23 protein-coding genes and 1 pseudogene are annotated in these 21,522 nt (G+C 70.5%); 16 read left to right on the top strand and 8 right to left on the bottom strand.

Translation table 11 applies throughout. The features are described from left to right. Positions 1–2: 2 nt before the first annotated feature. Positions 3–395: a hypothetical protein gene (locus ACZ7M2_RS15825; RefSeq protein WP_471595722.1), complete on the bottom strand. Its 393-nt coding sequence runs from the start codon at positions 393–395 to the stop codon at positions 3–5. 83 nt (positions 396–478) lie between these two features. Here ACZ7M2_RS15825 and ACZ7M2_RS15820 point away from each other — a divergent pair. After that, positions 479–733: pseudogene (locus ACZ7M2_RS15820) on the top strand (cytosine permease); the annotation flags it as partial. Positions 734–764: 31 nt separating this feature from the next. Here the strand turns inward: ACZ7M2_RS15820 and ACZ7M2_RS15815 are convergent. From ACZ7M2_RS15815 to ACZ7M2_RS15805, 3 genes are all read right to left on the bottom strand, one after another. Further along, positions 765–1,430 carry a hypothetical protein gene (locus tag ACZ7M2_RS15815; RefSeq protein WP_471595721.1) on the bottom strand — a complete coding sequence of 222 codons (666 nt, stop codon included), beginning with the start codon at positions 1,428–1,430 and terminating at the stop codon, positions 765–767. Between the two features lie 122 nt (positions 1,431–1,552). Next, entirely contained in the window at positions 1,553–2,386 is an 834-nt protein-coding gene (locus tag ACZ7M2_RS15810; RefSeq protein ID WP_471595720.1) for a class I SAM-dependent methyltransferase, read from the bottom strand. Further along, positions 2,383–3,384 carry a carboxymuconolactone decarboxylase family protein gene (locus ACZ7M2_RS15805; RefSeq protein WP_471595719.1) on the bottom strand — a complete coding sequence of 334 codons (1,002 nt, stop codon included), beginning with the start codon at positions 3,382–3,384 and terminating at the stop codon, positions 2,383–2,385. Before ACZ7M2_RS15805 ends, ACZ7M2_RS15810 begins: the two co-directional genes overlap by 4 nt. Positions 3,385–3,600: 216 nt before the next feature. On the opposite strand from ACZ7M2_RS15805, the gene ACZ7M2_RS15800 reads away from it, so the two are divergent. Further along, entirely contained in the window at positions 3,601–4,713 is a 1,113-nt protein-coding gene (locus ACZ7M2_RS15800) for a sensor histidine kinase (protein WP_471595718.1), read from the top strand. Then, a complete protein-coding gene (locus tag ACZ7M2_RS15795) occupies positions 4,710–5,378 on the top strand; it encodes a response regulator transcription factor (protein WP_352044622.1) in 669 nt (222 codons plus the stop codon). The genes ACZ7M2_RS15800 and ACZ7M2_RS15795 overlap by 4 nt, the downstream gene beginning before the upstream one ends. 64 nt (positions 5,379–5,442) lie before the next feature. Here the strand turns inward: ACZ7M2_RS15795 and ACZ7M2_RS15790 are convergent, their stop codons facing one another. Beyond that, positions 5,443–5,829, bottom strand: a complete 387-nt coding sequence (locus ACZ7M2_RS15790) for a VOC family protein (RefSeq protein ID WP_471595717.1) — start codon at positions 5,827–5,829, stop codon at positions 5,443–5,445. A 107-nt stretch (positions 5,830–5,936) separates the two neighbouring features. On the opposite strand from ACZ7M2_RS15790, the gene ACZ7M2_RS15785 reads away from it, so the two are divergent. The 9 genes from ACZ7M2_RS15785 to ACZ7M2_RS15745 all read left to right on the top strand — a co-directional run bounded on the left by ACZ7M2_RS15785 (position 5,937) and on the right by ACZ7M2_RS15745 (position 15,586). Continuing rightward, positions 5,937–6,707 carry a TetR/AcrR family transcriptional regulator gene (locus ACZ7M2_RS15785; protein WP_471595716.1) on the top strand — a complete coding sequence of 257 codons (771 nt, stop codon included), beginning with the start codon at positions 5,937–5,939 and terminating at the stop codon, positions 6,705–6,707. Between the two features lie 511 nt (positions 6,708–7,218). Further along, positions 7,219–7,341, top strand: a complete 123-nt coding sequence (locus ACZ7M2_RS15780; RefSeq protein ID WP_471595715.1) for a hypothetical protein — start codon at positions 7,219–7,221, stop codon at positions 7,339–7,341. Positions 7,342–7,464: 123 nt separating this feature from the next. Then, the gene (locus tag ACZ7M2_RS15775) at positions 7,465–7,878 is read left to right on the top strand and encodes a hypothetical protein (RefSeq protein WP_471595714.1); all 414 of its coding nucleotides are present in this window, start codon (positions 7,465–7,467) and stop codon (positions 7,876–7,878) included. A gap of 237 nt (positions 7,879–8,115) precedes the next feature. Next, positions 8,116–9,939 carry a gamma-glutamyltransferase family protein gene (locus tag ACZ7M2_RS15770; protein WP_471595713.1) on the top strand — a complete coding sequence of 608 codons (1,824 nt, stop codon included), beginning with the start codon at positions 8,116–8,118 and terminating at the stop codon, positions 9,937–9,939. An 86-nt stretch (positions 9,940–10,025) separates the two neighbouring features. Then, positions 10,026–10,871 (top strand): inositol monophosphatase family protein, encoded by an 846-nt coding sequence (locus ACZ7M2_RS15765; RefSeq protein ID WP_471595712.1) that lies wholly within the window; start codon positions 10,026–10,028, stop codon positions 10,869–10,871. A gap of 433 nt (positions 10,872–11,304) precedes the next feature. After that, positions 11,305–12,714, top strand: coding sequence for a phytoene desaturase family protein (locus ACZ7M2_RS15760; RefSeq protein WP_471595711.1), 1,410 nt, complete (start codon positions 11,305–11,307; stop codon positions 12,712–12,714). Between the two features lie 249 nt (positions 12,715–12,963). Beyond that, positions 12,964–14,436, top strand: coding sequence for a glycoside hydrolase (locus ACZ7M2_RS15755; protein ID WP_471595710.1), 1,473 nt, complete (start codon positions 12,964–12,966; stop codon positions 14,434–14,436). Positions 14,437–14,512: 76 nt separating this feature from the next. Continuing rightward, positions 14,513–15,022, top strand: a complete 510-nt coding sequence (locus ACZ7M2_RS15750; RefSeq protein ID WP_099925284.1) for an O-acetyl-ADP-ribose deacetylase — start codon at positions 14,513–14,515, stop codon at positions 15,020–15,022. A gap of 45 nt (positions 15,023–15,067) precedes the next feature. Next, positions 15,068–15,586: a P-loop NTPase family protein gene (locus ACZ7M2_RS15745; RefSeq protein WP_471595709.1), complete on the top strand. Its 519-nt coding sequence runs from the start codon at positions 15,068–15,070 to the stop codon at positions 15,584–15,586. A gap of 23 nt (positions 15,587–15,609) precedes the next feature. On the opposite strand, the gene ACZ7M2_RS15740 is transcribed toward ACZ7M2_RS15745, so the two are convergent. The 3 genes from ACZ7M2_RS15740 to ACZ7M2_RS15730 form a co-directional block, all read right to left on the bottom strand. Next, a complete protein-coding gene (locus ACZ7M2_RS15740; RefSeq protein ID WP_471595708.1) occupies positions 15,610–15,987 on the bottom strand; it encodes a nuclear transport factor 2 family protein in 378 nt (125 codons plus the stop codon). Between the two features lie 26 nt (positions 15,988–16,013). After that, on the bottom strand, positions 16,014–16,727 hold the full coding sequence (locus ACZ7M2_RS15735) for an SDR family NAD(P)-dependent oxidoreductase (protein ID WP_403693911.1): 714 nt from the start codon (positions 16,725–16,727) through the stop codon (positions 16,014–16,016). Positions 16,728–16,945: 218 nt separating this feature from the next. Beyond that, a complete protein-coding gene (locus ACZ7M2_RS15730; protein WP_471595707.1) occupies positions 16,946–17,866 on the bottom strand; it encodes a LysR family transcriptional regulator in 921 nt (306 codons plus the stop codon). A gap of 216 nt (positions 17,867–18,082) precedes the next feature. On the opposite strand from ACZ7M2_RS15730, the gene ACZ7M2_RS15725 reads away from it, so the two are divergent. Genes ACZ7M2_RS15725 through ACZ7M2_RS15710 form a run of 4 tightly spaced genes read left to right on the top strand, consistent with a single transcriptional unit; the run spans position 18,083 to position 21,511 of the window. Continuing rightward, on the top strand, positions 18,083–18,385 hold the full coding sequence (locus ACZ7M2_RS15725) for a muconolactone Delta-isomerase family protein (protein WP_382246839.1): 303 nt from the start codon (positions 18,083–18,085) through the stop codon (positions 18,383–18,385). A gap of 46 nt (positions 18,386–18,431) precedes the next feature. Next, positions 18,432–19,757: a YbfB/YjiJ family MFS transporter gene (locus ACZ7M2_RS15720; RefSeq protein WP_471595706.1), complete on the top strand. Its 1,326-nt coding sequence runs from the start codon at positions 18,432–18,434 to the stop codon at positions 19,755–19,757. 19 nt (positions 19,758–19,776) lie between these two features. Further along, positions 19,777–20,394: a GOLPH3/VPS74 family protein gene (locus ACZ7M2_RS15715; protein WP_471595705.1), complete on the top strand. Its 618-nt coding sequence runs from the start codon at positions 19,777–19,779 to the stop codon at positions 20,392–20,394. Between the two features lie 4 nt (positions 20,395–20,398). After that, on the top strand, positions 20,399–21,511 hold the full coding sequence (locus ACZ7M2_RS15710) for an alpha/beta fold hydrolase (protein ID WP_471595704.1): 1,113 nt from the start codon (positions 20,399–20,401) through the stop codon (positions 21,509–21,511). The last annotated feature ends 11 nt before the right edge of the window (positions 21,512–21,522 follow it).

Below are 21,522 nucleotides of genomic sequence, written 5' to 3'. Positions count from 1 at the left end.
CCTCATCGAATCTGCTTGGCGGGTGGCATGGTGCCACCTCTGCTACTTGGAATCTCCCCGTTCACGGTAGCGTCGTGAGTCACTGGGGCCCCGGGATCGTCGACCGATCCGTCCAGTGCCTTGACCCCGCTTTCCCCCTTGATCCCGGAAGGGCCGTAGCCGGTGATCACGTCGCCTGCGCCGGCTCCGGGCCCCTTCGTGATCACGATGTCCTCGCCCTGCCGGCAGGTGAGAGTTCCGCGGCCTCCCTCGGAGAGATACACGGCGTCCGGGTTCTTCAGGATCTCCAGCACACGGTCGTCGCCGAAGTGCGGGTGATAGCCGCTGTCCTTCCTCATTTTGCCCTCTTGGGCAAGCTCGATGATCTTGTCCGTGGCGCTCTTGGCCTTCTCCAACGGGCACTTGGGCGCGAGCCCGAGGGGATCCGGTGTGACTGTCGGCGGGCTCCCGGGCATGCTGCCCGGCCGCCGACGCCAGCGACCCCACCGACCTGTACCGCACGGGCGGCCGCTACTGGTACGACCGCGGCTGGAACTGGCGGGCCGTCGTCGCCTTTCTCACCGGAGGCGTCCTGGCCGTCGGCGGCGCCGACTTCCATCCGCTCGTCGACGGACGGCCCATCCCGGCGCTGAAGTCCCTGGCCGACTACGGCTGGGCGGTCGGACTCGGTACGTCGATGGTCCTGTACCTGACGCTGATGCTGCTGCGGGGCAAGGAGAAGACCGCCGTCTGACGTGTGAGCGAGGACAGCCGTCGGAGAACGGTCAGCCCTTCTGGCCGTTCTCCAGCGTCGCCACCACGTCCTTGGCGGCCTTGATGGCCCCCTTGTTGATCTCGTCCGTACTGGGCGCCTTCTTCGTCTCGAAGTTGCTGCCGTTGTACGTGACGACCACCAGCGCGTTGGACGCGCGGACGATCACCACTCCCTCGCGGGTCTGCTGCTTGTCCGTGGTGGTGAGGTTCACGACCGAGTAGGCCGAGTCGCCGAGGCCGGGAACCGCCCCGCCGCCGCTCTTGTCCGCGACGCGCCCCGTATAGGACTTCTGTGCCGCTTCGTCCGAGTCCTTGATCTCGTACGAGACGTCCAGCCAGTGGTAGTCGAACCCCTTGAGCGCATTCCAGGAACAGGTGCGGCGGACCGACTTGTCGGTCGACGGAATCTCCTGGCCGGCCGTCTTGGCGCCCGGGACAAGGGCCTTGATCGTCTTCTCCGTCACGCCGGTGCAGGGCGCGGGGGCCGCGGTGAACGTCTTCGCGACCGCCGTCGCCGCGGGGCCCGACGGGGACTGCGTCGCCTGGGGCGACTTGTGGTCGGTGGCGGCCGGAGTCGTCGTCGACGTGCCGGACGACATGACCCAGCCCGTGCAGGCGAGGACCGCGACCGGCAGCAGGCGCGCGGTGAGGGCGAGTGGCAGAGGAAGAGAATGCACGGCGCACTTCTCGTGGGGGACGGTGCGGAGGGAGTCCACACTGCGGACGGAACGCCAGTCTCACATGACTCACTGTGGGGCGGAAGTGCCAACTCACTCCGTGCCTGTGTGGTGACAGTGACTCACTGGGAATCGCCTGTCCGCCACTTCGCCGTCACCAGCCACACCGCCGCCCGGAGTCGAACGCCGCGATCCGTCTCATAAGGGCGCAAGGTGTCCTCCAGGGCGGCGCGCGTGTCGGCGTCGACCGTCCGGCCGGGCGTGCGGGAGAGGATGAAGCCGACGGCGTCCGCGGCGTCGCGCCCCCATGTCGTCTCCGTCGCGAACGGAGTCACCGTCACGTCGTCCCACCCGCGCAGAACCTCGCGGATGCGCGCCGGGTCGGACAGGGAGGCCATGGCGGCCTGGACGGCGACCGTCGCGGCGTCCGGTTCGTCCAGGAGTTTTCCGAAAAGGCTCAGGGCGCGTGACTCCTCCACCTCGGGACCGGCGGGCTGTGGGCAGACGAACGCGAGCCGCCCTCCCGGCCGCAGCGAGCGCGCCAGATTCCGGAACGCCGCCGCGTGGTCCGCGAAGAACATCACTCCGCCCCGGCTGATCAGGACGTCGTATCCGGCGGGCGGGAAGGGGTGGATCTGGGCGTCGGCGAGCTCGTACGCGACGTTGGTGACCCCCTCCGCGGCGGTCGTCGCCCGGGCCTGGTCGAGCAGGGGTGCCGAGATGTCGACCCCGACCGCGTGCCCGTGCGCCGCCAGCCGGCCCGCGATCCGGGTCGTCGCACCGGCCCCGCAGCCGACGTCCAGGACGCGGTCGCCCGAAGCGATCGCCGCCGCGTCGAAGAGCGCGGTGTTCAGGCCCGAGACGAGCGTGTCATAGCGTTCGTGATGGCTTGCCCAGTGGTTGCCGAGAGTGCTGTTCCAGGCGTGCGCCTGAGCGGAGTTGGCGATCTGTGTCATGAGGTCTCCTCGGGCGTGCGGACGGGAAGCGCGCTCTCGATCCGGTCGACGGCGGCGAACGCGCCGTACGCCACCAGATGCACCAGACAGTGGTCGGTATGGATGGGTTTACGCCAGGCCGTCACGTCCTCGTCCGTGATCCGGTACGGGGCCAGCGCGGCCAGCAGCGCGAGCCGCGCCCCGGGGCGCGAACGGTCGGGCAGTGCGTCCCACGCGAGCGGCGGGTGCGAGCCGTCCCAGTCCCGGAGCGTCCGACGTACGAGGATCCGGTCGGCCTCGTCGAGCAGACCCTCCCCCTCGGTGGCGGCGGCCCGCAGCGCGGCGTAGGCCGGGCCGACGGTGGTCCCGCGCGCCCAGTCAGGACCGGGCCCTGGGTCGTCGAGGAGTTCCAGGCCCGCACCCGGCGCGGCTCGCCGGCGCACCGTCCGGGCGACGGACCGCCCGGCCAGACTCCGCACCGCCCGGAACCGTTGCGCGTTGCCGGGCAGCAGACTCTCGGTGAGCAGCGCCGACACCACGCGGTTGATGAAGTGGAAGGACAGGGCGGTGCCGATGTAGGCGGGGGCGTGCGCGACGGGGAAGGGGTACGGCGTCAACTCGGGCGCACCCGGGGTCCGGGTCGCCCCGCCCCATGCCAGCACACGCGCGTGCTCCTCGTCGGCGGGGGTGTCCCCGCGCGCCACCGTCTCCGCGAGCCGGTGGTCCCCGGTCGCGTGCAGCAACATCGTGTGCGCGTCCACGCAGAACGGGCACCGGTTGGCGACGGACACCCCGAGCGCCGCGAGTTCCTTCCCCGTCCGGCTGCCCTCGCCCGCGATCAGCGACTCGCGCATCAACGCCCAGGCTGAGGCCATGAGACCGGGAGCGGGCGAGAGCACGACGAAGGTCACCGCGCGCTCGATGCCGAAGTCGTCGGCGAGCTGGGCATAGACGCCCGCGACACGGCCGGTGGCGGACCTGGGCGGAGACGGGGTGGTGTAACGGAAGGGACTGGGCATGGGACACCTCCTGGTAGGCAATGAGCGCGGGGCCGCCGGCGCGGCCGCCGACGCCACCCTCCTTCAGGGAGCCGTCTCCGGTCGTCGCCCACCCGAAGGCATCCCGAGCTACCCCCACCCGCCCCCCGCGCGTCGTGATCTACTCCAGCCGGAGTACGCCGGGCCCCCTCCACAGGTCTGACGCCACGGTCCGAACAGCCGTCTATCGTGCGGAACATGGCGTTGGACCAGGGCACGCGCAGGCACCTGACCGACGCGGCCCTCGCGGTCGTGGTCGGTGCCCTCGTCATGACCGCGGCCGCGGTCGACGACGGCGCGAGCCCCGCCGACTACGCGCTGATCACCGTGGGCTCCCTCGCCCTCGCGGCCTACCGCCGCGCCCCGCGCCGGGTACTCGCGGTCAGTACGGTCACCACTACGGCGTACGTCCTGCACGCCCACCCCGGCACCCTCGCCGCCCTCCCCGTACTGAGCGCCGTCCACACGGCGGCCCGAGCGGGTCACCGAGGAGTGGCGGCGCTCGCGAGTGCCCTGTTCCTGGCGGCATTCGTGACCGCGGACCTCACGGCACGCGCAAGCGCCGAGCGCTCCCTCCTGCTGGCCGGCTGGTTCCTTTGCGCCCTGGTGACAGGCCTCGCCGACCGCAACTGGCAGGCGTATCTGCGCCAGACGGAACAGCGCGCGATGGAAGCCGAACGCACCCGTGAGGAGGCGGCCCTGCGCCGCGCGGGCGAGGAACGGCTGCGGATCGCCCGCGAGTTGCACGACTCGCTCACGCACAGCATCTCGATCGTCAAGCTCCAGGCCGGCGTCGCCGTCCACCTCGCCCGCAAACGCGGTGAGGAGGTCCCGCCCGCGCTGCTCGCCATCCAGGAGGCGGGCGGAGAGGCGATGCGCGAACTGCGGGCAACCCTTGAGGTGTTGCGCACCGACGAGCCGACCGGCACCCCCGCGCTGCTCGTGGAGCGGGCACGCGCGGCCGGTCTCGCCGTGGAGCTGACGGTGTGCGGCGACGAGCGTCCGCTCACGGCGACGGTGGACCGTGCCGCGTACCGCATCGTCCAGGAGGCCCTGACGAACGCCGCGCGCCACGCGGGATCCGCCAAGGTGGCCGTCCAACTCGACTACAGCACCGACGACCTGACGATATCCGTCGACGACGACGGCGGCGCCGACCCGTCCCGGCCGCCCATCCCCGGCATCGGCCTCACCGGCATGCGCGAACGCGTCACGGCCCTCGGCGGCACCCTGCACGCCGCACCGCGCACGGAGGGCGGCTTCTCGGTGCGCGCCGAACTGCCGCTGGGCCTACCGGAGCAGGTGCCGTGATCAGGGTCGCACTCGTCGACGACCAGGCGCTGATGCGCGCGGGCTTTCGCGCCCTGCTCGACGCCGAGGACGGCATCGAGGTCGTGGGCGAGGCCGCCGACGGCCGGCAGGGCCTCGCGCTGGTGCGCGCTTCCTTGCCGGACATCGCCCTCGTCGACGTACAGATGCCGGTGATGTCGGGCATCGAGGCCACCCGCCGTATCGCCGCCGACCCGGAGCTGTCCGCCGTACGCGTCGTCATGCTCACCAACTACGGCCTGGACGAGTACGTCTTCGAGGCGCTGCGGGCCGGGGCCAGTGGCTTCCTGCTCAAGGACACCGAGCCCGCCGACCTGCTCCAGGCCATCGAGGTCGTCGCGCGGGGAGAGGCGCTGCTGTCCCCGTCCGTGACCCGCACCCTGATCGGCGAGTTCGTCGCCCGGCCCCCGGACCGGGCCACCGCGCCCGGCCTGGAGTGCCTCACCCCCCGCGAACGTGAGGTCACGGCACTCGCCGCGCGCGGTCTGACCAACGAGGAGATCGCCGCGCACATGGTCATCAGCCCGTTCACCGCCAAGACCCACATCAGCCGGGCGATGACGAAGCTGGGCGCCCGCGACCGGGCCCAACTGGTGGTGTTCGCCTACGAGTCGGGCTTGGTGACAGCGCGGGGGAGTGCGAACTGAGGGGTGCGTGACGGCCGCCGTGGACGGCACGTACCTCCGAGTCGTCCCGCGGCATCGCTTCTTCTCACTGGTCGTCGGGCGTGGCCCAGACGACCAGCTGGAGGATGACCCCGTTCGGGTCGGTGACCTGGAAGAGGCGCTCACCCCACGGCTCTTCACGCAGCGGCATGGTGATGGAGACGCCTTCACCCTGGAGTCGCTCGTATTCGGCGTCCAGGTCGGCCACGGTGAACGCGGTGATCACACCCGCGGCGTGCTGGTCCCTGATGCCCTCGGGCAGGACCTCGATGCCGCGCCGCAGAAAGATCACGTCGACGGCGTCCTCGCGGGCCAGGGAGGCGAAGCCTTCGGCGGCCATGACCTCCTGGAAGCCGAAGTGCCTGGTCAGGAATGCGGCGGAGGCGGGGACGTCGTCGACGGTGAGGGAGACAGCGGTGGAAGTGATCTTCATGGCTTCTCCTGGAGTCCGAGGTCAATCTCTGTACGATGTACTATATACAGCGTACAGAGTAGAAGCGGTGCGGGGCCTGGAATCCCTCAGAGGCAAGGATGGGGCGCATGGCCAAAGAACGAAGCGGCGCGGACGACCCGGCCCGCACCCTGGAACTGCTGTGGCGCGAGCCCGGACAAGGTGGCCCCCGGCGCGGCCCCAAGCAGGGCTTGACCGTCGACGCCGTCGTCCAGGCCGCCGTCGAGCTCGCCGACTCCGGTGGGCTGGACGCGCTGACCATGCGCAGTGTCGCCCAGCGGCTGGGCGTCACGCCGATGACGCTCTACACGTACGTCCCGGGCAAGGCGGAGCTGCTCGACCTCATGCTGGACACCGCCTATCTGCAGATGCCGCGTACCGATCACACGGCCGCTCCGTGGAGTACGAGGGTGGAGGCCGTCGCGCGCGAGAACCGCGATTTGTACAGGCGCCACCACTGGGTGGCGACCCTGCCCACCACGCGCCCGCCGCTCGGTCCCGGGCTCATGGCCAAGTACGAACACGAACTGGCCGCGTTCGACGGCCTCGGGCTCGACGATGTCGACATGGACGCGGCCCTCACTTTCGTGCTCGGCTTCGTTCAGTCCGTCGCCCGCGCCGATCTCGACACTCAGGCCGCCGCCCGCGACAGCGCCATGTCCGACGAGCAGTGGTGGGCCGCCAACGCGCCGCTTCTGGCCAGGGTCTTCGATCCTGCCCGCTTCCCCCTCGCGGCTCGGGTCGGAAGTGCCGCGGGTGCGGCTCACCAGGGCGTGTACAACCCCGAACACGTCTTCAGTTTCGGGCTGCAGCGCATCCTGGACGGCCTCACGCACCTCATCGTGAGCCGTTCTCGATAGCCACCCCGCGAGCCCCCTACTGTGGGGCCAGACTGTGGGGCCAGAAAGAGGAGGGGAGGGAACGCCGTGACCTGTGCACCCATCGATAGGTCGGATTGCCCGTCGCGGCCTCGATGACCACAAAAACGAACCCCGCCCGCGACCTTGATGGGCATGTGGTAGCAGTCCATGGTGCGGTGGACCGCAGTGGTCATGGGGTTGGGCTGCTTGCGGTACCCGGCGGGTGCGCCCGCCTGTGGCGTGACCGCCTTGGTCTTCGCAGCAGGGGTGCACAAGCCCAACTCACGTGGCCTCCCGCCGCGTTGGCGCCATGCAAACACGGGCGGCGCACAGATCGCATCGCGATTTGATCTGTTTTGGCCATAGATGAGCGGGCGTCGCGTCCCGACGGTCGATATCGGGCAATCGGCCTGCCGTGCGCCCTGCGCGCTGAACCCTCGGCTCCAAGTCGGCATCGCCTTGCAAGGACCACGGCGTGCAAGGACCCGGGCCGACACGCCATGCGGTGCACATGAACAGTTCCGCGGTCGACATCATCCGCTCGGTCCGCGACCTTGTCGCGAACGACGAGGCGGGAATCGCGATCGACGACCTCATCAACATGGCCAACTCGTCCCGTCCCTCAGGTGTCTGAGGGTCCATCTCCTGGTACCGCCGCCGGCTCGACCGGGCTCAAGTTGATTCCGACTCACAAAGATGTGTGAGCTACAGTCCGCGAGCCGCGTACTCAGCGGCACAGCACATCAACGGGAGAGTAATGAATCGGCACATCATGGCCCGCGTCGGCACAGCCGTCACCGCCACCGGGCTGGCACTGGCACTGGGCACGGGAACCTCCTTCGCCGGCGGCAACTACGTCGGCTCGTTCAAGAAGAACGGCAAGTCCGTCGCGACCGTGGTGTTCGAGCCGCGGAACTCCTCCGGGGGACCTCAGTTCACCGACGTGATCGACTCGGCCAAGGACGGGCACTCGATCCGAGCGGTCACCTACGACGCGACCACGGGCAAGCGGCGGAACACCTGTGAGACCAGTTCCGTCAAGGACTGCGAGATCTCGCCCCGGATCGCCAAGGGCCACAAGGTCCGCGTCAAGGTGTACTGGGTCAAGGGCAAGACGGCGACCTACCTCGGCACGGTGACGACTGCCAAGGGCAAGCTGCCGGTCGTCTGACCGAGAGTCTCCGCCCGACGAGAACCGCGTCGAGGTGCCGTCCCGCACGGCACCTCGACGCGCGGACGGGGGCGACAGGTGCCCGCCGGTGGGCGCCGAAGTGAGAGCGCGTCCGATCGGTAGTCTGCTGCCTGATCAGGGCGACCGGAGCCGGGCCGGAACTCCCCGGATTCCTCCCACGGCGAGTCCGGAGGACCGACGGGTACCGGCCGACGCGCGCAAACACCGAGGTGAGAGATGTACTTCACTACTCGACCCACGCTTCAAGGGTCCTTCGGCATGGTGTCCTCCACGCACTGGCTCGCCTCGCAGTCGGCGATGGCCGTCCTGGAGGACGGCGGCAACGCGTACGACGCCGCCGTCGCCGCGGGCTTCGTCCTGCACGTGGTCGAGCCGCACCTCAACGGACCCGCCGGCGAGGTCCCGATCATCCTCGCCCCGGCGGGCGGCGAGGTGCGTGTGCTGTGCGGACAGGGCGTCGCGCCCGCCGGAGCGACGATCGCCCACTACAGGGGACTCGGTTTGGATCTCGTACCCGGCACCGGGCCGCTCGCCGCCGCCGTGCCCGGCGCTTTCGACGCATGGATGCTGCTCCTGCGCGACCACGGCACGAGGTCCCTCGCCGACGTCATGAAGTACGCCATCGGATACGCGGAGGACGGGCACCCGCCCGTGGAGCGGGTCGGCGAGACCGTGGAGTCGGTGCGCGCGCTCTTCGAGACGGAGTGGACCTCGTCGGCCGAGGTGTACCTGCCCGGCGGGAAGGCGCCGCGCCCCGGCGAACTGTTCCGCAATCCCGCCCTCGCCGCGACCTGGCGCCGACTGCTCGCCGAGGTCTCCGGAGAGACCGGCCGCGTGGCGCAGATCGAGGCCGCGCGCCGCGTCTGGCGCTCTGGCTTCATCGCCGAGGCCCTGGTACGGCAGGCCCGGCGGCCCACCATGGACACCAGCGGAAACCGCCACACCGGCACCCTGACAGCCACCGACCTCGCCTCCTGGTCCGCGAGCTACGAGGCGCCCGCGACGTACGACTGGCGCGGCTGGACCCTGTGCAAGGCGGGCCCCTGGAGCCAGGGTCCGGTCCTCCTCCAGCAGCTCGCCCTGCTCCCGCCCCAGCTGCCGCGGTACGGCTCCGCGGAGTACGTCCACCTGCTCGTCGAGGGCTGCAAGCTCGCCATGGCCGACCGGGAGGCCTGGTACGGGGACGCGGCCGAGGTGCCCCTCGACGAGCTGTTGTCGCAGGAGTACAACGCCGAGCGGCGCGCGCTCATCGGCTACAAGGCCTCCAGCGAGCTGCGTCCCGGCAGTCCCGGAGGGCGCACCCCGACGATCAGTGGCCACGCGCGCGAGGGCGCCGCCGGGAAGCCGGGCTTCGACGCGCTGGCGGTACCGGGCGCGGGCGAACCCACCGTCGCCAGGGCCGCGGGGGAACCCGAGGTGGCCCGGGACGGCAGCACCCGGGGCGACACCTGCCACCTCGACGTCGTCGACCGCTGGGGCAACATGGTCGCGGCCACCCCCAGCGGTGGCTGGCTTCAGTCCAACCCCGTCGTTCCCGAGCTGGGCTTCCCGCTCGGCACCCGGCTCCAGATGGCCTGGCTGGAGGAGGGGCTGCCCAACTCCCTCACACCCGGACGCCGTCCCCGTACGACGCTGACACCCTCGCTGGCGCTGCGCGACGGAGTCCCGGTCTTGGCGTTCGGAACCCCGGGTGGCGACCAGCAGGACCAGTGGCAGACCCACTTCTTCCTGGCCGTGGCGCTGCGCGCCGAGGTACGCGGCGGGCTCGACCTCCAGGGCGCGATCGACGCCCCGAACTGGCACAACGACAGCTTCCCGAGCTCGTTCTACCCACGGGGCATGCGGCCGGGCAGCCTCACCGTCGAGTCCCGCACGGACGAGGCGGTCGTCGAAGAGCTGCGCCGTCGCGGCCATGACGTCGAGGTCGCGGAGGCCTGGTCCGAGGGCCGACTGTGCGCGGTCGCCCGGGATCCGGACACGGGTGTGCTGTCGGCGGCGGCGAACCCGCGGGGGATGCAGGGGTACGCGGTGGGTCGCTGATCAGCAACTCCGGGAATTCACGGCGATTCCACCCGGAGTGCACCGGAGGTGCGGGGATTGTCAGTGGCGCGTGTTGTCATGGAGCCATGATCGAAGACATCGAAACCATCGACGAGTTTCTCGCGCACCGTACGTCCGACGTCGAAGAAGCGATCCGGCAGGCGGCCGCCGCCGAGATCATGCCGCGCTTCAGGCAGCTGACCGCAGATGAGATCGACGAGAAGAGCGGCCCGCACGACCTGGTCACGGACGCCGACCGCAAGGCCGAGGAGTACCTCACCAAGGTGCTCGCCAAGCTGCTGCCCGGCTCGGTCGTGGTCGGCGAGGAGGCGGTCCACGCCGATCCGGCGACGTACGAGGCGATCCAGGGGCAGGCCCCGGTCTGGATCGTCGACCCGGTCGACGGCACCCGCCAGTTCGTCCACGGTGACACCGGTTTCTGCACGCTCGTGGCGCTCGCCGTGGGCGGGGTCGTCCAGGCGTCCTGGACCTATGCCCCGGCCCGCGACCAGCTCGCCGTCGCCGTGCGCGGCCGGGGTGCCCGTCTCGACGGCGAGCCGCTGCGCCCGGGGGCGCCCACGCCCGGCCGTGACCTCGAGATAGCCACCTCCCACCCCGACTACACCACCGACGAGCAGAAGCGGGCTCTCCTCGGCCTGCGCACCGAGGGCGTGCGGCCGCGTCCCTGCGGTTCGGCGGGGCTGGAGTATCTGGCCGTCGCCCGCGGCGAGCTGGACGCGACCGCCTTCTCCTGGGAGGCGGCCTGGGACCACGCGGCGGGCCTGCTCCTCGTAGAGGAGGCGGGCGGCGCCCACCTGACCCTCACGGGCGAACCCTTCCGCATCACGGGAGGCAACACCCTCCCCTTCACGGCGGCCCGCGACGAGACCACGGCCCGACGGGTACGGGGCTTGCTGACCGCCGGCCTCTGACCCCACCGACACGCCGAGCATCCCGGACGACGACCGGGAACGGGCAAGGGCTAGGGCAATGGCTTCGATGTTCCGATATCGCGCCGCTCGCTGTGCGGCCATGCGTTTGGAGCCGTCGAGGCGGATGACGGCGCCGTTGAGGTAGCCGCTCTCGACGATGTGCACCGGAGCGCGCACCTGTCTCACACCGGTGGCCTCGTCGGCACAAGGTGACAGCGGACGGCCTTCTGGTCCCTGGCGGGTCCCGGACCCCGGCGACCTGAGGTCCGGCGGACCCTCGGCCCAGGCGGCCCCTGAACCGGCGGCCCCAGGCCCCCGCCCGCCGGACGACTCCCCGTCTCCCAACCCCCCGCGCCATCAAGGCTGTCAGTCCCCCGGCATATCCTGATGTCCAGTGGCCGTCGGCTGACAAAGGAGTCCGAAGGTGCCGTCGATGCTCGATGCGGTCGTGGTGGGTGCGGGGCCGAACGGACTGACGGCTGCCGTGGAGCTGGCCCGCCGTGGCTTCTCCGTGGCCGTGTTCGAGGCACGGGACACCGTGGGCGGCGGCGCCCGCACCGAAGAGCTGACGCTCCCCGGCTTCCGGCACGACCCCTGTTCCGCGGCCCACCCCCTCGGGATCAACTCACCCGCCTTCCGAGCGATGCCCCTGGAGCGGTACGGCCTGGAGTGGCTGCACGCGAAGCTCCCGATGGCGCACCCGTTCCCCGACGGCACCGCGGCGGTGCTCGCCCGCTCCGTGGCCGAGACGGCGGCCTCGTTCGGCCCGCGCGACGCCGGTGCGTACCGCAGACTGGTCGCCCCCTTCCTTCCCAAGTGGGACACGCTGACCCAGGACTTCATGTCCCTGCCACTGACCGCCCTGCCCCGCGACCCGGTGACGCTCGCCCGTTTCGGCCTGGCCGGGCTGCCGCCCTCGACCTGGCTCATGCGGCGCTTCCGAGACGAGCGGGCCCAGGCGCTGTTCGCCGGTCTCGTCGCACACGTCATGGCCCCGCTCGACGGCATCGCCACCGGCGCCGTCGGCCTGGTCTTCGCGCTGGCCGCGCACGCCCGCGGCTGGCCCGTCGCGCGCGGCGGCTCCCAGTCCGTCTCCGACGCCCTCACCGCTTACCTCAAGGATCTCGGCGGCACCGTCCACACCGACTACGAGGTCAAGCGTCTCGACGACCTGCCGCCCGCCCGCGCGTACGTCTTCGACACCTCACCCGCCGCGCTGTCCCGCATCGCGGGCTTCGGGCGGTACTACGAGGACTATCGCTACGGGGCCTCCGTCTTCAAGATCGACTACGCCCTGGACGGCCCCGTCCCCTGGACGGCCGAGGAGGCACGCACCGCCGGGACGGTGCAGGTGGGCGCGAGCCGCGCCGAGATCGCCGGCGCCCTGCGCGCCGCCTCGCGCGAGGGCCGGGCGCCGGACGCCCCCTTCCTGATCACGGTGCAGCCCAGCGTCGTCGATCCCTCCCGGGCCCCGGAGGGCAAGCAGGTCTTCTGGGCGTACGGACATGTTCCGAACGGCTGGACGGGTGACCTCACGGACGCGATCGAGCGGCAGCTGGAGCGGTTCGCACCCGGCTTCCGCGACCGCGTACTGGCCCGCGCCACGGCAGGCCCGCCCGAACTCGCCGCGCGCAACGCCAACTACGTGGGCGGCGACATCGGCTGTGGCGCCGCCTCCGGACTCCAACTCCTGCTGCGCCCCAGGCTGTCCCTGTTCCCGTACAGCACACCGCACCCGGCCGTCTTCATCTGCTCCTCGGCCACCCCGCCGGGCCCCGGTGTGCACGGCATGTCGGGGCACAACGCGGCGAAGGCCGTATGGCGGCGCCTGCGCCGGCCCTGACCGGAGGATGCCGCCCGTACTGATCAGGTGCGACCACCGGTCCTGATCAGAGCCGACCACCAGCCCTAATCAGAGGCGACCACCAGTCCTGATCAGAGGCGGTCGCTCGTCCTGGCCGGAGGCGGCGCGAGCCGTCACATCCGTGCCTCGTTTCACAGGAAGAAAGCGCTGTCACGCGTCTCGACAACGTCCCGCCCCGGCCCGATCATGCGAGAGGGCCGTGGCATGACCGTGACAGGAGACTTCCACATGATCAAGCGCAGATCGGTGCTGGCCGCGGCGGGTGGTGCGCTGCTCGGCAGTGCGCTGGCCACGGGCACCGCTCGGGCCGACGCGACCATCGGGGTCAACCCGGGTACGACGTACGGCAGTTGGGAGGGCTGGGGCACCTCCCTCGCCTGGTGGGCCAATGTGTTCGGCGCCCGGGACGACTTCGCCGACATCTTCTTCACCACCAAGTCCGTGGCGTACGGCGGCAAGACGCTGCCGGGCCTCGGCCTCAACATCGCCCGCTACAACCTGGGCGCGTGCAGTGGGAACACCGTGAGCGGCGCGAGCATGGTCGCCTCCGCCAACATCCCCGCGTTCAAGCAGATCGAGGGGTACTGGCAGGACTGGAACAACGAGGACCCCACCTCCTCCGCCTGGGACTGGACGGCCGACGCCAACCAGCGGGCGGCCCTGGTCAAGGCGACCCAACGCGGCGCCGTCAGCGAGCTGTTCGCCAATTCGCCGATGTGGTGGATGTGCCTCAACCACAACCCGTCCGGCGCGTCCGACGGCGGCAACAACCTCCAGTCCTGGAACTACCGTCAGCACGCCTCCCACCTGGCCGCAGTGGCGCTCTACGCGAAGAACAACTGGGGTGTGAGCTTCAGCTCCGTCGACGCGTTCAACGAGCCCTCCTCCAGCTGGTGGACGGCGACGGGCACCCAGGAGGGCTGCCACATGGACGCCACCGTCCAGGCGGCCGTCCTTCCGTATCTGCGCAGCGAACTCGACAAGCGCGGTCTGACCGGCACCCTGGTCTCCGCGTCCGACGAGACGAACTACGACCTGGCCCGCACGACCTGGAACTCCTTCAGCTCGACCACGAAAGCCCAGGTCAACCGGGTCAACGTACACGGGTACCAGGGCTCCGGCGGTCGCCGTGACCTCCTCTACACCGACGTCGTCACCACGGCGGGCAAACGGCTGTGGAACTCCGAGACGGGCGACTCCGACGCCACCGGCCTCACCCTGGCGAGCAACCTCTGCCTGGACTTCCGCTGGCTGCACCCGACCGCGTGGGTCTACTGGCAGGTGATGGACCCCAGCACCGGCTGGGCGATGATCGCCTACGACCAGAGCACCCTCCAGCCGACGACCGTCCAGACCAAGTACTACGTGATGGCCCAGTTCAGCCGGCACATCCGCCCCGGCATGACCATCATCGACACCGGTGTCGGATACGCGGCAGCGGCGTACGACGCGAGCGCGAAGCGCCTGGTCGTCGTGGCCGTCAACTCCGGCGCCGCGCAGAACCTCACCTTCGACCTGTCCAGGTTCAGCCAGGTCAGCGGGGGCAGCGGTGGACTCGTACGACGCTGGAACACCGTCACCTCCGGCAGCGGCGACCTCTATACCGCCCACTCGGACACCTATCTGAGCGGCAAGACGCTGACCGCGGCCTTCTCCGCTGCGTCCGTGCAGACCTTCGAGATCGACGGAGTGGTCGTCTGACAGTCGGATATCGCGTGGCGGCCGGAGCGCGATGCGGCGAGGATCGAAGACCGCATACGAGGAGGCCGAGGCCGTCATGACCGCCATCACCCTGGTCCAGGGAGACATCACCCGTCAGAGCGCCGACGCGATCGTCAACGCGGCGAACTCGTCGCTGCTCGGCGGGGGAGGCGTGGACGGGGCCATCCACCGACGTGGCGGCCCCGCCATCCTCGCCGACTGCCGCAGGCTCCGCGCCTCGCACTACGGCAAGGGGCTGCCCACGGGCCGGGCGGTCGCCACCACCGCGGGCGAGCTGGACGCGCGGTGGGTGATCCACACGGTCGGCCCGGTCTTCAGCCGTGAGGAGGACCGCTCGGAACTCCTTGCCTCCTGCTACCGGGAGTCGCTGAAGGTGGCCGACGAACTCGGCGCCCGCACGGTCGCCTTCCCGGCCGTCTCCGCCGGTATCTACGGGTGGCCGATGGACGACGCCGCCCGGATCGCGGTGGAGACGGTACGGGCCACGCGGACGGCCGTCGAGGAGGTCACGTTCGTCCTCTTCGACGAGCCGGCGTACGAGGCGTTCGCCGCGCAGGTCCGCTGACTGGCCCTTTCTCGCGGACGGGTCCCGCTCGGTCAGGGTGCGGGGATGCGGCGGATCTTGGTGGTGGGCAGTACCGGTGCGGGTAAGTCCACGCTGGCCCGGGGCCTGAGCGCTCGCCTCGGCCTGCCCTACCACGAGATGGACGCGCTCTACTTCACCGGCGCCGGGTGGGCCGTGAACGAGAAGCTGCGCGAGGACGTACTGCGGATCACGGCCGAACCCCGCTGGGTCATCGACTCCCTCGGTTATCCGGAGGTCCGTGACCTGATGTGGGACCGGGCCGACACGGTGATATGGCTGGACTATCCCAAACGGGTCGTCCTGCCCCGCGTCCTGCGCCGTTCCGTTCGCCGCACCGTCACACGCGAGCCGCTGTTCGGTGACAACAGGGAGACCTGGACCGGCTGGCTGAGCCGGGAACACCCCCTCTGGTGGGCCTGGTCCCAGCACGCGAACCGGCGCCGCGAGATCACCCGCCGCACCGGCGACCGGCGCTTCGCGCCCCTCGACACCCTTCGTTTCGGCCGCCCCGGCGACACCGCGGCCTGGGTGAAGTCCCTGTAGGGAGTCCCTGTAAGGGAGCCGGACTACTCGAGCCGTGACACCTGGTAGTGGCTGATGTACCAGGTCTCTCCCACGCGTCGCACCAGTACGCCGAGTTTGACGTTGAGGGTGGGGCGGTCGGTGAAGGAGAAGTCGACGCTCAGATAACCGAGTACGAGGTCGTCGGTGAGGCGTCTGGTCTCGAGAATCCGGTACGCGGCGGCCATGCCGACGGGCTGGGAGGCGTAGTAGGCCGCGACCCCCGGCCTTCCGACGCTGTAGGGGTGCAGCCCCTGGAAGATCGCGTCCTCGGTGAACCGGGCGGCGACCTGCTCCGGTTCGTGCCCGTCGACGGCGGCCTTCCACTGGTCGAGGACGCCGCGCAGGATCGCTTGCGTGTCGCTGTCCGTCGTGCTGTTCATCGGGATTCTCCCCTTGTCGTGTTCCGTCAGTGGCCGGCGCTCATGCCGCCGTCGACGTGGAGGATCTCGCCGGTGACGAACGGGGCGTTCTCCAGGTAGATCACGGCGTCGACGATGTCGCTCGTCTCGCCCATCCGGCCGACCGGGTGCAGCCCGGCGAGGGCCTCGTGGGTCTCCTCGGCGTGCATCGGGGTCTTTATGGTGCCCGGCGAAACGGCGTTGGCGCGGATGCCGCGTGTGGCGTACTCGATGGCGAGGGACTTGGTGGCGGACTGGAGGCCGCCCTTGGTCAACGAGGCGAGTACGGAGGGCACGTTGGAGTCGGCGTTGTCGACCAGGCTGGTGGTGACGTTGACGATGTGGCCGCCGCCCTGGGCGAGCATGTGCTCGACGGCCAGCTGGGTGATGCGGAAGAAGCCGTCGAGGTTCACGCCGGTCACCGTGGCGTAGTCGTCCTGGGTGTAGTCGCCGAAGGGCTTGGCGATGAAGACGCCCGCGTTGTTGACCAGGGTGTCGATACGGCCGAACCGCTCGACGCCTGCCGCGATGACGCGTTCGGCGGTGGCGGGGTCGGCGATGTCACCCTGGACGGTCACGACTCCCGCGTCGTCGGCAGGGGCGATCGTGCGCGAGGTGGCGACGACGGCGTACCCGAGCTTGCGGTAGGCCTCGACGAGGCCCGCGCCGATGCCCTGCGAGGCTCCGGTGACGACGGCGACCTTCTGGTTCTGAGAGCTCATGCTGATCTTCTCCGGGTTCCGTGATTCCGTGATTCCGTGATGAAGCGGGGGCTTCTTGACGGGTCGCCGATCTCGCTAGTACTAGCCGACCGGTCGACTATCCGAAAGCTAGGCGGGGTGGAGTGGAGAAGTCAAAGGTCAACAAGGGTATGGCCAGGACCGAATTCCTCCCTGCTGGTAGGCGCGGCCTCCCAGTCCAGGTCAGTGGGCCGGTGGCCCTACCGGTGCGGATCCCCATCGGGCAGCCAGGCGCCCGGGGCGCGGATGCCGAGGTCGCCCACGCCGTCGCAGAGGGCGTCGACGACCGCGAGGACGGCCGGGCGGTCCTCGTTCTCGCGCCAGACCAGCGACCAGGTCCAGTAGATCGCCGGTGCGGTGACCGGGCGCTGGACCAGATCGGGCGGCAGCGGAGAAGTCTGACCCTTGGGGGAGTTGATCACCGGGCGACTGCAGCGCCGGACGTGATCGAAGAACGCCGGTCCGGTGATGCCGCCGTTGGAGATGCGTACCGCGCGGGCCCCGGTGTCCTGGGCCAGCTCTTCGGCGTAGACGTTCCAGGACGACCAGGAGGTGGTGTCGTCGTCGAGGAGGACGGCGGTGTCCCGGGCGGCCACGTCGCCCGTGTCGTCACCGCCTGCGACGGCGTAGAGCCGGTCGGCGCCGATGAGCCGGGCGCGTAGGCCGCGTTCTTCCAGGTCCTCGGTCCGCACCCAGCACACCGCGAGGTCCAGACCGCCCGCGGCGACCCGGGCGGCCTGGGTGTGCGAGGGTGCGACCCATGCGTCGAGGTGGAGTTGGGCCACGGTGGCGGTGCGGGCGGTGAGGTCCGACGGGAGCCAGTTGACGTAGCCGAGCCGCACCGGTTCTGATCCGAACAGCCGGCCGGCCCGCCGCTGGAGGTCGTCGGCCCGCTCGAGCAGGGCGCGGGTGTGGGGGAGCAGGGCCGAGCCGGCCGCGGTGAGGGACACCGAGCGACGATCGCGATCGAACAACCGTACGCCCAGGTCGCGTTCGAGCGCCTTGATCTGCTGGGACAGAGAGGGGCCCGCGATCAGCAGGCGCTCGGCGGCCCGGCCGAAGTTCAGCTCCTCGGCGACGGCGACGAAATACCGCAGTTGGCGCAACTCCACGCTGGTCATGCTACGTCGGTGCGAGGCCGTGCCTCTCAGCAGGGAGGAAGCCTGTCGTGGCATCGCCCCCGTGACAGGCGGACGATGGAGCCCAGGGAAGCCCGACCGAGGGCGGCACGGCGGGACATCTGACGGCGGATGACCTCTGCGCTCCTCCGGCCGACCACCCTCAGCCCACGCGGCGTTCCGGTGCCCGCCGGACGTCCCATCGAGCGGAGCAGGACCATGCGAGAGTTCCTGGTCGAGATCACCACCACGATCCCCGAGGGCACCCCTCAGGACGAGGTCGACCGGCGGCGCGCCGCCGAGGCCGTCCGTGCCCGGGAACTGGCCGCCACCGGCAACCTGGCACGGCTGTGGCGCCCGGTCGGCGAACTGCGCAGCATCGGCATCTGGTGTGCCGGTGACGAGGACGAACTCCACGAGAAGGTGCTCGGCACACTGCCGCTGCGCCCGTGGATGAGCCTCACCGTCACCGCGCTCGAGTCCCACCCGAACGACCCGGGCCGGACGGACGCCGCGCGGTGACGGCGGGGACCGGTGCGACATGGACTGGTGCGACATGGACTTCGTCATGAGCGTACGAGCCCTGCGCGCCTCCCCGGCCCGAAGTGCCGGCGCGCCGCACTCGCCCTGGCGCCACGTGGCCCAGGCCGCCGCGGCACTCGCCGCGGGCATGGGGGTCGGCCGGTTCGTCTACACCCCGATCCTCCCGCTGATGCACGCCGGGGCGGGGCTGTCCGCGGGCGCCGGCGCGAACCTGGCCACCGCCAACTACATCGGCTATCTCCTCGGCGCGCTCGTCGGCATCCTGGCCCCCGCGGTGGTCCGCTCGCGGGCCCTGTTGCGCACCTCCCTCGTCGTGCTGACCGGCACCCTGGCCGCGATGCCCGCCACCCACGACACCACCGGGTGGTTCGCGCTGCGGCTGCTGGCCGGGGTCGCCAGCGCTCTCATCTTCGTCATCGCGGTCAGCTCGCTCCTCAGCCACCTGCGGGAGTACCCGGCTCATCTGCCCGGATGGGCGTTCGGCGGGGTCGGCGCCGGCATCGCCCTGTCGGGTCTGCTCGTCCTGGTGCTGCGCCCCGTCGCCGACTGGCGGGCCGCCTGGTGGGCCTCGGCCGCACTCGCCGCGCTCCTCGCCGTCGCCTCGTGGAACCTCCGCCCCGAAGCGCCTCCTACGACAACGCGGGCCACGCAGGCCATGCAGGCCGTTCAGGCCACCCAAGCCACGGAGGCCACCACAGGCACTGCGGCCACCGCGGATTCCAGCCGCGGGCCGCGCACGCACCGCTGGTTCACCGCCCTGTTCGTCTCCTACACGCTGGAAGGCATCGGCTACATCATCGCGGGTACGTTCCTGGTCGCCGCGATCGAGCAGAGCTCCCCGGGACCGCTCGGTGGCGGCGCCTGGGTGCTGGTCGGGCTGGCCGCCGTGCCCTCCTCCGCGCTGTGGGCCCGGCTCGGGCGTCGTTGGTCCCGCCCCGACCTGCTGCTGGCCGCGCTCGTCGTCCAGGCGGTGGGCATCGCGCTGCCCGCCCTGATCGGTGGAGCACCGGCCGCCCTGGCCTCCGCGGTGCTGTTCGGCGCGACGTTCATCGGGGTCAGCACCCTCGCTCTCGCCACCGGGGCCCACCTGGAGTTCCCCCGCTCCGTCGCGCTCCTGACCGCCGGATACTCCGTCGGCCAGATCCTCGGCCCGCTGGTGGCCGCGCCCCTGCTCCACCACGGCTATCAGCAGGCACTGCTCCTGGCCGCTTCCGTGGTTCTCGTGGCGGCCGCGGCCGCCGCCGTGCTGCGCATCGGCTTCCCGCACCACATGGTGGTAGTGCGAGCTACCGCCCCGGTACGACAGCCCGCACCGACGGAATCCGCCGCGGACGCGGGCAGCCACCGATGACTCAGACGTGGAGTCCGTCATGACCACACCGCGGGACCTGTTGATGATCGCCATGGACGTCCCGTCCAGCCGGCCCGTCGAGCAGGGCGACCTGTCGCTGGCCCTCGCGGGAGCCGAACTGGTCGACCTCATCGAGGCCCAGGCCATCACGCTGGAGGACGACGACCGCATCGTGCCCGGCGCGCAGTGGACCATGGGCGACCGTCTGTTGGACGGGGCCGTGGCGTCGCTGGTCCGGGAGAGGCCGTACGAGTCCGTGGACGACTGGCTCTGGCGCCGGGGCCGTGGGCTGTCCGCGGCCTATCGCGCGTACCTGGAGGCGGAGGGACGGCTCAGCAGGCCGCGCCACCGCTGGATTCCCTTCGGCGGCGGCCGTACGGAAGCGGCCGACTCGCCGGACCGCAGCCACGCGGACGAACGCTGGACCGCGGGCGAGCCCATCCTCACCGTCCTAGCGGCCGCCGTGGGGATCCACGACGAGTCGACCGAGGAGGCCGCGGGTCTCGTCGACGACTCGGTCCTGACCGTACTGGCCGCCGTCAACGGCGCGGTGACCGAACTGGAAGCGGTACGGCAACGGCGAAGCATCGAGGACGCGGCCTTCGACAACATCTGGCGAGGCGGCGACGGCACATGACTTCATGCGTCACGTCCTTCATGACGTCCTTCACGACGTGTCGGCCTTGTCGATTCCTCCAGTCTCCGCGCACCGGTCAAGAAAGGTGAATGTCATAGACAGGCGCACGTTTTCCCGGATTCTCACCATCGGAACTGCCGGAGCCTCGCTGCCGACGCTCCCGGTGATATCGGCCTCCGCCTCGGCTTCTCCGTCGGACCGCGCGTCCGAGTCCGGAAGGCACACCTCTTTCGGCCCGCTGAAGCAGATCCGTGCCGGAGAGCTGAACATGGGATATGCGGAGGCCGGCCCCGCGCACGGCCCCGCGGTCGTCCTGCTGCACGGCTGGCCCTACGACATTCACAGCTATGTCGATGTGACTCCCAGGCTCGCCGCGGCGGGCTACCGGGTGATCGTGCCCTACCTGCGCGGTCACGGCACCACACGGTTCCGCTCGGACAAGACGTTCCGCAACGCCCAGCAGTCGGTGATCGCGCTCGACATCATCGCGCTCATGGACGCGCTGAAGATCGAGAAGGCGATCCTCGCCGGCTTCGACTGGGGAGCGCGGACGGCCGACATCATCGCGGTGCTCTGGCCGGAGCGCTGCAAGGCCCTGGTCTCCGTGAGCGGATATCTCATCACCAACCGTGAACGCAACAAGGCGCCGCTGCCGCCGCAGGCCGAGTGGGCGTGGTGGTATCAGTACTATTTCGCCACCGAAAGGGGGCGGCTCGGCCTCGCGCAGTACAGGCACGATTTCGCGAAACTCATCTGGAAGAACGTCTCCCCGACATGGCACTTCGATGACGCCACATTCGACCGGACCGCGACCGCCTTCGACAATCCGGACTGGGTTCCCATCGTGATCCACAACTACCGGTGGCGACTGAGTCTGGCCAAGGGTGACCCGCGATTCGATCGTCTGGAAAAGCGACTTGCCGCGAGTCCCGCCATCTCGCTGCCGACGATCACCCTTGACGGCGAGCTGGATCCCTTCACGCCGCCGGGAAACGGTGCCTCTTATCGCGAGCGTTTCACGGGCGCGTACGAACACCGGGCGCTGAAGGGCATCGGTCACAACGTGCCGCAGGAAGCACCCGAGGCATTCGCTGCGGCGGTCGTCGACGTCTCTTGAACCCTCTTGAA

The organism is Streptomyces sp. NPDC111507 (genome assembly GCF_055638955.1).
This window is presented reverse-complemented; position numbering and strand designations above follow the sequence as displayed.